The organism is Solimonas variicoloris DSM 15731 (assembly GCF_000382285.1).
Classification (GTDB): domain Bacteria; phylum Pseudomonadota; class Gammaproteobacteria; order Nevskiales; family Nevskiaceae; genus Solimonas; species Solimonas variicoloris.
Map to the genome: position 1 here is coordinate 36,103 of NZ_KB907946.1, position 10,745 is coordinate 46,847.

The 10,745-nt window shown below is 69.2% G+C and carries 11 protein-coding genes; 3 read left to right on the forward strand and 8 right to left on the reverse strand.

Translation table 11 applies throughout. The features are described from left to right. Positions 1-344: 344 nt before the first annotated feature. The 7 genes from H149_RS0116950 to H149_RS0116980 all read right to left on the reverse strand — a co-directional run bounded on the left by H149_RS0116950 (position 345) and on the right by H149_RS0116980 (position 6,773). Positions 345-1,547 (reverse strand): helix-turn-helix transcriptional regulator, encoded by a 1,203-nt coding sequence (locus H149_RS0116950; RefSeq protein WP_020650966.1) that lies wholly within the window; start codon positions 1,545-1,547, stop codon positions 345-347. Between the two features lie 289 nt (positions 1,548-1,836). Continuing rightward, on the reverse strand, positions 1,837-2,142 hold the full coding sequence (locus tag H149_RS0116955; protein ID WP_020650967.1) for a cyd operon YbgE family protein: 306 nt from the start codon (positions 2,140-2,142) through the stop codon (positions 1,837-1,839). After that, on the reverse strand, positions 2,139-2,255 hold the full coding sequence (gene cydX, locus H149_RS22900) for a cytochrome bd-I oxidase subunit CydX (protein ID WP_020650968.1): 117 nt from the start codon (positions 2,253-2,255) through the stop codon (positions 2,139-2,141). Before cydX ends, H149_RS0116955 begins: the two co-directional genes overlap by 4 nt. A gap of 13 nt (positions 2,256-2,268) precedes the next feature. Next, positions 2,269-3,405 (reverse strand): cytochrome d ubiquinol oxidase subunit II, encoded by a 1,137-nt coding sequence (cydB, locus tag H149_RS0116965; protein ID WP_020650969.1) that lies wholly within the window; start codon positions 3,403-3,405, stop codon positions 2,269-2,271. A gap of 10 nt (positions 3,406-3,415) precedes the next feature. Beyond that, on the reverse strand, positions 3,416-4,972 hold the full coding sequence (locus tag H149_RS0116970; protein ID WP_020650970.1) for a cytochrome ubiquinol oxidase subunit I: 1,557 nt from the start codon (positions 4,970-4,972) through the stop codon (positions 3,416-3,418). After that, positions 4,969-5,172 (reverse strand): cytochrome oxidase putative small subunit CydP, encoded by a 204-nt coding sequence (cydP, locus tag H149_RS0116975; protein ID WP_020650971.1) that lies wholly within the window; start codon positions 5,170-5,172, stop codon positions 4,969-4,971. The genes H149_RS0116970 and cydP overlap by 4 nt, the downstream gene beginning before the upstream one ends. A gap of 257 nt (positions 5,173-5,429) precedes the next feature. After that, positions 5,430-6,773: a sigma-54 interaction domain-containing protein gene (locus tag H149_RS0116980; RefSeq protein ID WP_039749329.1), complete on the reverse strand. Its 1,344-nt coding sequence runs from the start codon at positions 6,771-6,773 to the stop codon at positions 5,430-5,432. Between the two features lie 186 nt (positions 6,774-6,959). On the opposite strand from H149_RS0116980, the gene H149_RS0116985 reads away from it, so the two are divergent. From H149_RS0116985 to H149_RS0116995, 3 genes are read left to right on the forward strand one after another with little or no spacing between them, the layout of a single operon-like run. Continuing rightward, on the forward strand, positions 6,960-7,844 hold the full coding sequence (locus tag H149_RS0116985) for an MBL fold metallo-hydrolase (protein WP_020650973.1): 885 nt from the start codon (positions 6,960-6,962) through the stop codon (positions 7,842-7,844). A 25-nt stretch (positions 7,845-7,869) separates the two neighbouring features. Then, a complete protein-coding gene (locus H149_RS0116990; RefSeq protein WP_020650974.1) occupies positions 7,870-9,540 on the forward strand; it encodes a bifunctional protein tyrosine phosphatase family protein/NAD(P)/FAD-dependent oxidoreductase in 1,671 nt (556 codons plus the stop codon). Then, the gene (locus H149_RS0116995; protein ID WP_020650975.1) at positions 9,540-10,367 is read left to right on the forward strand and encodes a sulfite exporter TauE/SafE family protein; all 828 of its coding nucleotides are present in this window, start codon (positions 9,540-9,542) and stop codon (positions 10,365-10,367) included. The genes H149_RS0116990 and H149_RS0116995 overlap by 1 nt, the downstream gene beginning before the upstream one ends. 91 nt (positions 10,368-10,458) lie before the next feature. Here H149_RS0116995 and H149_RS0117000 read toward each other — a convergent pair. Beyond that, on the reverse strand, positions 10,459-10,745 hold a 287-nt coding region (locus H149_RS0117000), incomplete at its 5' end, for an integrase core domain-containing protein (RefSeq protein ID WP_020650976.1).

The following is a 10,745-nucleotide window of genomic DNA, read 5'->3' on the forward strand; positions in this document are numbered from 1 at the left end:
ATGACGCGCGATGGCTTCGCCCTGACGAAGCGCACCGCGGGATTCGCTGACCGAATCCGGACGCATCGAGTGTCGGTTTCGTGACCGAATTGCGTCAACGCCAAAACATGGCCGCTTTCCGCCTTGGCAACAATCAGCCAGCCGACGCACAGGAACGGACGGCGCCGCGCCGCATCAGCGCGCAGACCGCTGAGGACTTGTCCTCAGGCGCCGTCGGCAAACAGCTCCGAAGTGCGTGTCGCGGCCGGCGGCGGGAGCCGCCCGGGGGCTTCGCGAACGGCGGCATGTCCCGCGTCCGACGCGCGGACCCGCGTCTCGCGCCCATCCGGCGCCGGCCGCCGCCCTCAGCTCAGGCCGAGCACGCTCTGGTGCAGCAGGCGCACGAGCGCCGCCTGCCGCGTGACGCCGGTCTTGCCGAACACCGCCTGCAGATGCGTGCGCGCGGTGTTGCGGCCGATGCCGAGTTGCGCGGCGCTGTCGTCGAGGGTGTGGCCGGCGGTCAGCAGCAGCGCCAGCGTCGCCTCGGCCTGCGTGAAGCCGAACAGGCGACGCGCGAGGTCCAGCGCCGAGGGCGCGGCGCCGGCCTCCGGATCGCGCAGGAACACGGCGACCGCCGGACGCCGCCGGCTTTCCGAGAACGGCCCGGGCGGGATCGGCCGCACCAGCAGGCTCAGGCGGGCACGGCCCGACGGGCGCGTCACCGACATCGCTTCGGCACGCAGGCCGCCGCCAGCCACCGTCGCGCCGCGCAGCGCGCTGCGCAGCAACTGCTGGAACTGGCGCCGCTCGGCGCCGTGCTCGAGCGACAGCTCGTGCGCGGCGGCGGCGATGCCGTCGCGCGCGTCGAGGATGCGGCGCGCTTCCGGATTGAGATCGAGCAGCGCGCCTTCCTGGTCGAGGCTGACGACCCCGAGCGCCATGCGATTGACCGAGCCGGCGAACAGCGCGCGCTCGCATTCCAGCGCATCGAGCCGCGCGTGCAGGCGAATCGAGCGCTTCACGTGCGGCGCGATCAGGCGCAGCAGCGCCTTGTCGTCGGCACCGAACGGCGGCGCATCCGAGGCGCGCGTCGCGCGCAGACGGCATTCGAGGCCGTCGCGCGAATAGATGTCGGTGCCCATCAGATGGCGGATGCCGAGCGGCCGCAGGTAATCCTGGTAGACCGCGCTGCTGCGCCACGGCCGGCCGACGAAGTCCTCGGGCGTGACGGCCTCGCCTTCCGGCAGGCCGACGAAGGGATCGACCGCGAAGAAGTGCGTCTGGTAGGAGCGCTGGCTTTCGAGCGTGATCTGCCCGGTGTGCACCATCACGCCGGCATGCACCGGCGACGGCGGCCGCATGATCAGCGTCACGTGCAGCGCGCCGAGCTGCTCGCGCAGCATCTCCATCGCCGTCTGCAGCGGCGGCGTCTCCAGCGGCCCGTCGTAGACCGCGCTGAGCAGCCGGTCGAGGAAGGCCTGCCGCTCGCCGCCGATGGCGACGGCGGACGACGGCGGCATCGCGGCCGCGCGCGCGCGCGCCGTGCGACGGGCAAGGATTGCCGGCATTGACGTTTCTCCTCCGCAAGCAGCGAGCGCGCCGGTCGTCGCCGCCGCGTCGCAGCGAACGTCAGGGAGCAGCGATACGCCGGCGCGCGTATCCGCTGACGTTTATCAGCGCCAGCCGCCAGTCAGATCATCCGAAAGGACGAGAGGCGCGCGCCGCGACGGCGATCGCGAGGCGGCGGCGACTGCGGCGCCGGCCCCGGGCCGGACGATATCGGCAGAAGAAACGATGGAGAAAGCGGCGTGCCGCGCGGCACGCGAGACGCAGCGGCGCCGTGGCGGTGCCGCTGTTTCAGCCGAGCGCGCCGCGCAGCGCGCCGCCGCCGAGGCGCAGCGCCACCGCGGCGAGCGCGGCGGCGCAGGCCCAGCCGGACAGCAGCCAGCGCGGCAGCGGATGGCGCGGAACGAAGCCGACGCCGCGCGTCAGGCCCGCCGCCATCGCCCAGCAGGCCAGCGTCGCCGCCCAGTGATCGGCCTTGCCCTGCGCGTCAACGAGCAGGCGCGGATAGGCGGTGATGGCGAGCATCAATCCGACCCCGACCGCCAGCGCCAGCCAGGACTGGCGCGGCGGCTGATCGGGCTCGCCCGTGGCGCTCACGAATGCTCCTCGGAGCCTTCGCGGCGCGCCTCCTCGTTCTCACCCCACATGGCGTTGAGGATCGCCAGCAGGACCGCGAAACCTACACCCAGCACCCACGCGAAATACCACATCGTGTCTTTCTCCTTAGTAAGCGCTGTGTTCGTCGCGCTTGATCCGCTCGACGGTGACCTTGCCGCGCATCACGCGGTAGGCCCAGCTCGTGTAGAAGATGATCAGCGGCATGAAGATCAGCGTGGCCCACAGCATGATGCCCAGCGTCAGGTGGCTGGAGACGCTGTCCCAGACCGTGAGGCTGTGATTCGGATCGGACGACGACGGCATCAGGAACGGGAACATCGACACGCCGGCCGTGCCGATCACGCCGACGATGGCGAGCGACGAGGCGATGAAGGCCAGGCCGGTACGCCCCGCGCGCGTCAGCAGCATCGCCAGCAGGCCGCCGGCGAAGGCCAGCGCCGGTACCAGCATGGTCAGCGGCGCCTTCTCGTAGTTGGCCAGCCACGCGCCGGTCTGGCGCACCACTTCCTTGGCGGCCGGATTCGGCAGCGCGTTCGGATCGATCGTCGAGGTGATCGCATAGCCGTCGAGGTGCGCGACCCAGAAGCCGGCGGCCGCGAAGCCGAGCAGCATCAGCGTGCCGGCGCCGTAGACTGCAGCGCGCGCGCGCGCCGCCAGCGGCTCCTCGGTGCGGTGCGCCAGATAGATGCCGCCGTGAAAGACCAGCATCGCGCTCGACACCACGCCGCACAGCAGCGCGAACGGATTGAGCAGCTGCCAGAAGCTGCCGGTGTAGTACGGCACGAGCAGCGAGTTGAAGTGGAACGGCACGCCCTGCAGCAGGTTGCCGAAGGCCACGCCGAAGATGATCGGCGGCACCGTGCCACCGACAAACAGGCCCCAGTCCCAGGTGCGGCGCCAGGTCGGATTCTGCAGCTTGCTGCGGTAGTCGAAGCCGACCGGGCGGAAGAACAGCGCCCACAGCACGGCCAGCATCGCCCAGTAGAAGCCCGAGAAGGCAGTGGCGTAGATCAGCGGCCAGGCGGCGAAGATCGCGCCGCCGCCGGTGATGAACCACACCTGGTTGCCGTCCCAGTGCGGGCCGACCGTGTTGATGACGACGCGGCGCTCGATATCGCTGCGGCCGACAAAGGGCAGCAGCGTGCCGACGCCCATGTCATGGCCGTCCATGATGGCGAAGCCGACGAGCAGGACGCCGACCAGCAGCCACCAGATCAGTTTCAGTGTTTCGTAGTCGAACATGGCAATTCCCTTAGTGCGCGATGGCGTCCGAGTCGTAGCGGCCGGTGCCCAGGCTGCCCGGGCCGAGCCGCGCGAAGCGCACCATCAGGTAGACCTCGACGATGAGCAGCACCGTGTAGAAACCGATGAAGCCGGCCAGCGAGCCGTACAGGCTCTCCACCGACAGCGTCGACACCGACAGGTGGGTCGGCAGCACGCCGTAGATCGTCCACGGCTGGCGGCCGTATTCGGCGACGAACCAGCCGAGTTCGCAGGCGATCCACGGCAGCGGCAGCGACCACAGCGCCCACTTCAGCAGCCATTCCTTGTGCGCGCACTCGCCCTTGACGGTGTACCAGGCGGCGACCGCGAACAGCGCCAGCATCAGAAAGCCGATGCCGACCATGAAGCGGAACGTCCAGAACATCGGCGTGACGCGCGGAATGGTGCTGTCGACCGCCTTGGCGATCATCTCCGGCGTGGCGCTGTCGACGTTCTCGGTATAGCGGCGCAGCAGCAGACCGAAGCCGAGATCGGCCTTGTGCGCGTCGAACGTGGCGCGCGCATCGGCGTCGCTCCGATCGGCACGCAGGCGCTCCAGCGCCTTGACGGCCTCGATACCGGAGACGATGCGGTGGTGATTCTTTTCCTTGATCTCGGCGATGCCGGGGATTTCCTTGCTGATCGAGCGCGTGCCGATCAGACCCATGACCCACGGGATCTGCACCGCCCAGTCATTCTTCTGCTCGGCCTCGTTCGGCCAGGCGACGAGGTTGAACGGCGCCGGCGCCGGCTCGGTCTCCCACATCGCCTCGAGCGCCGCCATCTTGGTCTGCTGCGCCTCGCCGACCGTGTAACCCGATTCGTCACCGAGCACGATCACCGAGCACACCGAAGCCAGGCCGAACGCGGCGGCGATGCGGAAGCTGCGCTTGGCGAACTCGACGTCGCGGCCCTTGAGCAGATACCAGGCCGACACCGACAGCACGAACATCGCGCCGGTGACGTAGCCGGCCGACACCGTGTGCACGAACTTGGCCTGCGCGTCCGGATTGAAGACCACCGCCCAGAAGTCGGTCAGCTCCATGCGCATGGTCTCGAAGTTGAACTCGGCGCCGACCGGGTTCTGCATCCAGCCGTTGGCGATCAGGATCCACAGCGCCGACAGATTGGTGCCGACCGCCATCAGGATCGTGACCAGCAGGTGCTGCGGCTTGGACAGGCGATCCCAGCCGAAGAAGAACAGGCCGATGAAGGTCGACTCGAGGAAGAAGGCCATCAGGCCCTCGATCGCCAGCGGCGCGCCGAAGATGTCGCCGACGTAGTGCGAGTAGTACGCCCAGTTGGTGCCGAACTGGAACTCCAGCGTGATGCCGGTCGTCACGCCGAGCGCGAAGTTGATGCCGAACAGCTTGCCCCAGAAGCGCGTCATGTCCTTGTAGATGACCTTGCCGGTCATCACGTAGACGCTCTCCATGATGACGAGCAGCCAGACCATGCCGAGCGTGAGCGGCACGAAGAGGAAGTGGTACATCGCCGTCGCAGCGAACTGCAGGCGGGACAAATCGACGAGATGCTCACTGATCATGGGCGGATGCTCGGTGGAGAAGAAGGGGCGGCGGCCGGATCGCTGCCTAGCAGGGTTTCGCCGGCACGATCGCCGTCGACCGTCACACGCTGATGGTTCACGAACAGACTCCACAGCGCGAAGATCGCGACGAGCTTGAGCACGACGATGACGATGATGTGGCGCAGCAGGCGCTTGTCATCGAGGCGTCGGGCGGGCATCGCGGCTACCGGTGGATGGAAGGACTTCACGTGCGATCAGCATCGGAACGAAAACCCGTTTGATCATGCCGCCTCGAACGGGATGACACCATGATCGAAATCAAATCCGCACCTCCTGTCCGGAGCTGCGACAGCAGAATTCCGATCCTTTCTAGAACAGCGCTTTCGGCACGGCATTGCAATTGGACAGATTGTCGCGCATCCGTCATGCCCAGTCGCCGACGCGTGTCCAGGCCGCCCGGCGCAGGCCGCGCCGATCAGTCCGCCTGCAGGCCGCGCAGCCGTCGGTAGAGCGTGCGCTCGCTGATGCCCAGATGCGCGGCGAGCTCGCCGCGCGTGCCGTCGAACGTCGCCAGTGCGCGCATCAGCGCAAGCCGCGACGCCTGCCGTCTTCCGCCCGGCCGGGCCGACGCGACCGCGGCCGGAGCCTGCACCACGTCCGGCGGCAGATCGCGGACGCGGATCGTGCCGTCATCGGCGAACAGGCGCGCGCGCTCGAGAATGTTGCGCAGCTCGCGGACGTTGCCGGGGAACGCGTAGTCGTGCAGGACCTGCAGCGCCGCGTCGTCGATGCGCAGCCGCTGGCCGCCGCCGATGCGGCGCAGCAGGCTGTCGACCAGCAGCGGAATGTCGTCGCGCCGCTCGCGCAGCGACGGCAGATGCACCGGGAATGCGCTGATGCGGTAGTACAGATCCTGGCGGAAGGTCTGCGCCTCGACCATCTCGCGCAGCGGCTTGTGCGTGGCGGCGACCAGGCGGAAGTCGGCGCGCAGCGTGTCGACGCCGCCGACGCGCCGGAATGTGCCGGATTCGATCAGGCGCAGCAGCTTGACCTGCATCGGCAGCGGCACGTCGCCGATCTCGTCGAGGAACAGGGTGCCGCCGTGCGCGGTCTCGGCGAGGCCGATCTTGCGCTGGTTGGCACCGGTGAACGCGCCGCGCTCGTGGCCGAACAGCTCGCTCTCGAACAAGGTTTCGCTGAGGCCCGTGCAGTCGACGATCACCAGCGGTCCGCGCGCGCGCGGACTCGCTTCGTGCAGCGCGCGCGCGAACATCTCCTTGCCGGTGCCGGACTCGCCCTGCAGCAGCACCGGGATCGACGCCGGCGCGGCGCGCTGGATCGCCGCCAGCGCCGCGTTGAAGGCTTCGGAGCGACCGACCAGACCGCCGCCGTTCGGCCGCGCCGAAGCCGTCGTCAGGCTGGTCATGCGCTCGACGTAGGCGACCACCTCGCCGCGCGAATCGAGGATCGGCCGCAGCTCGACGTCGACATGCTCGGGACCGCGCGGCGTGTGATGCACGTGCAGCACGCGGTCCGGGGCCCGCGTCTCGCGCGCCCGCTTCATCGGGCAGTGCTCGCCGGCGAGATCGCAGGGCACGCTGTAGAGATGCGAGACGCGGAAGCACTTGTGGCCGAGCACGCCCTGCTGTTCGGAGACGCCGAACTGCCGCTGGTAGGCGGTGTTGGCGGCGAGGATGCGGTACTCGGTATCGAGCACGATCGACGGTGCCGCCTCGTGCTCGAGGAACGAAACGAGCGCCTGCACCGCCGGCGCATCGGGCGACGGCAGCGGCGCAGAACTTCCGGGAGGCGTGCTCATGACGGCGGCGAGCCTGCCACAGGCTGCCATTTTCTGCCACGCTTTCTGTCATCTGGCGGCGGCTGCCGACCGACGCATCGTCGCGAGCCTACAGAAATTCCAGCAAAAACAGATGGGCCAGAACCCTGAGAGACTGGCACGCGGCTTGATGGTGGCAGTCATCCCGTTTCGCGTCGGAGGACCGCGATGGCAACCGAATCCCGCTTGATGGTCGAGGGACATTTTGATCCCGCGACCTCGACCGTCAGCTACATCGTCTTCGACCGCTCGACGCAGCAATGCGCGATCGTCGACAGCGTGCTCGACTACGACCCGAAATCCGGCCGCACCTCGACGCGCTCCGCCGACGCGCTGATCGCGCGCGTGCGCGAACTCGGCGGCACCGTGCAGTGGCTGCTCGAAACACACGTGCACGCCGATCACCTCTCCGCCGCCGCCTACCTTCAGCAGCAGCTCGGCGGCCAGATCGCGATCGGCGACCAGATCCGCACCGTGCAGCAGGTGTTCGGCAAGCTGTTCAACGCCGACAGCCGCTTCGCGCGCGACGGCAGCCAGTTCGATCACCTGTTCCACGACGGCGACGCCTTCCAGATCGGCTCGCTCAGCGCCAAGGCCCTGCACACGCCGGGACACACGCCGGCCTGCATGACCTACGTGGTCAGCGACGGCGACGAGACCGTCGCCTTCGTCGGCGACACGCTGTTCATGCCCGACTATGGCACCGCGCGTTGCGACTTCCCGGGCGGCGACGCGCGCACGCTGTACCGCTCGATCAACAAGGTGCTGAGCCTGCCGGCCGACACCCGCCTCTACATGTGCCACGATTACCAGCCGAACGGCCGCGAGGTGCGCTTCGTGACCACCGTCGCCGAGGAGCGCGCGCACAACATCCACGTGCGCGACGGCATCAGCGAGGACGCCTTCGTGACGATGCGCACGACGCGCGACGCGACGCTGCAGATGCCGGTACTGATCCTGCCGTCGGTGCAGGTCAACATGCGCGCCGGGCATCTGCCGGAGCCGGAGGACAACGGCGTGCGCTACCTGAAGATTCCGCTCGACGCGCTCTAGACCACGACAGCCGGGACCCCGACGCATGCAGCTCCGCGCCCTCAGCGACACCCTTTTCGTCTCCGCCCAGATCCAGGTCACCGACCTGCCGGCCATCGCCGCGCAGGGCGTGCGCACGCTGATCTGCAACCGGCCGGACGGCGAAGGCGCCGACCAGCCGACGCACCAGGAACTCGCCGAGGCGGCGACCGCCGCCGGCTTGCGCCTGCATTACCTGCCGGTGGTTTCCGGCCGCGTCGACGACGACACCGCCGCGGTCTTCGGCGCGCTGCTCGAGACCGCAGACAAACCGATCCTCGCCTTCTGCCGCACCGGCATGCGCTCGACGACGCTATGGGCGCTGTCGCAGGCCGCGCGGCAGCAGCCGGTCGAAACGCTGGTGCAGCGCGCGCACGAGGCCGGCTACGACCTCGGTGCGATCGGCGAGCGTCTCAACCGCTGCGGCGCCGGCGCCGCGACCCGCACCGACGCGCGGCATACGGTCGTGATCGTCGGCGGCGGCGCCGCCGGCATCGCCACCGCCTCGAGCCTGCTCGCGCGCGACCCGAAGCTCGACATCGCCATCATCGACCCCGCCGACACGCACTACTACCAGCCCGGCTGGACGCTGGTCGGCGCCGGCGTGTTCCGGCCGGAGACGACGGCGCGCAGCATGGCGCGGCTGATCCCGCGCGGCGTGCACTGGATCAAGGCCGCGGTCGCCGGCTTCGAGCCCGCAAACAAGGCGGTGATCCTCGAAGGCTGCCGCGTCGTGCGCTACGAGATGCTGGTCGTCTGCCCGGGCCTCAAGCTCGACTGGACGGCGATTCCCGGTCTCGCCGAGAGCATCGGCCACCACGGCGTCACGTCGAACTATCGCTACGATCTCGCGCCGTACACCTGGAAGCTGGTGCAGGAACTGCAGCGCGGCCGCGCGCTGTTCACGCAGCCGCCGATGCCGATCAAATGCGCCGGCGCGCCGCAGAAGGCGCTGTATCTGTCCTGCGATCACTGGCGCCGGCATGGCCGCCAGGGCGCGATCAAGACCGAATTCCTCAACGCCGGCGCCGTGCTGTTCGGCGTCGCCGATTACGTGCCGGCGCTGATGGAATACATCCGGCGCTACGAGGTCGAACTCAGCTTCGGCCACACGCTGACGGCGGTCGACGGTCCGCGTCAGATCGCGAGCTTCACGCGCACGCGGCCCGACGGCAGCAAGGAAACCGTCGAGCGCGAGTTCGACATGCTGCACGCCGTGCCGCCGCAGACGGCGCCGGACTTCATCCGCAGCAGCCCGCTCGCCGACGCCGCCGGCTGGATCGACGTCGATCCGGCGACGCTGCAGCACCGCCGCTACGCCGACATCTTCGGCCTCGGCGACGCCGGCAACATGCCGAACGCCAAGACCGCCGCCGCCGCGCGCAAGCAGGCGCCGACCGTCGCGCACAACGTCATCGCCGCGCTCAAGGGCCAGCCGCTCAACGGCCGCTACGACGGCTACGGCTCCTGCCCGCTGACCGTCGAGCGCGGCAAGATCGTGCTCGCCGAGTTCGGCTACGGCGGCAAGCTCAAACCGAGCTTCCCGGCCTGGCTGCTCGACGGCCGCAAGCCGACGCGCGCCGCCTGGCTGCTGAAGGAACGCCTCCTGCCGCCGCTGTACTGGGAAGCGATGCTCAAGGGCCGCGAGTGGCTGGCCAAGCCGGAGCTGGTCGGCTGATGCCGCAGCACCTGCTGCTGCCGCCGGCGCTCGGCGCCGTGGTCGGACTGATCCTGGCGCTGACCGGCGCCGGCGGCGGCATTCTCTCCGTGCCGCTGCTGGTGTTCGGGCTCGGCCTGTCGATGACCACGGCGGCACCGATCGGCCTGCTCGCCGTCGGCCTGTCGGCCGCCGTCGGCGCGATCATGGGCCTGCGTCAGGGCATCGTCCGCTATCGCGCCGCGGCGCTGATCGCGACGCTCGGCGTCGTCGTCGCGCCGGCCGGCCAGTGGCTCGCGCATCGTCTGCCGAACGCGCCACTGGCGATCGCCTTCGCCGCCGTGCTCGCCTACGTCGCCGTGCGCATGCTGCGCCAGGCGCACGTGCATCTGCGCACCGGCGTCGCGCCGGAGCCGCGCAACATGCGCCCCTGCGTCGTCGACCCGCGCGACTCGCGGCTGCACTGGACCCGGCCCTGCGCGCGCGCGCTGGCCGGCACCGGCGTGGTCTCCGGCCTGCTGACCGGTCTGCTCGGCGTCGGCGGCGGCTTCGTCATCGTGCCGGCGCTGAACCGCAATACCGATCTCGATACCAAGAGCATCATCGCAACCTCGCTCGCGGTGATCGCACTGGTGTCGATCGGCAGCGTCGCCAGCGCCACCTGGTCCGGGCAGATGCAATGGGCGCTCGGCGCGCCGTTCGCCGGCGGCGCCGTGCTCGGCCTCGTCGCCGGCCGCCTCGTCGCGCATCGCATCGCCGGCCCGCGCCTGCAGCAGGCCTTCGCCGTCGTCGCGCTGATCGCTGCGGCGCTGCTCGTCTGGCGCGCCGCGGGTGATCTGAGCAATTAAAGCCGCAGACTCACGCCGCCGATAAATCTACAAATTAGCCTTTCCGAAACTCTCTCACTTATCTATCGCCCTCGTGCCGTAAGCTTCCCCGTCAAGGCGACAGTTCAAACCCAGAGCTTCTGGCGGCTTGAGCGTACTCGATCGGCGTGAGATCGCCGAGCGAGTCATGGGGTCTTTGCTCGTTGTATTCCAGCATCCACCAGTAGACCGCTTCGCGGACGTCGTCGAGCCTGGAAAAGAGGTGCTGGTCCAGCAGTTCGTTGCGCAGCGTGCGGTTGAAGCGTTCGATGTAGGCGTTCTGGTTGGGCTTTCCGGGCTGGATGTACTGGATCGCCATGCCGGCCGCCTTGGCCCATTGCGTGAAGACTTCGCCGAGAA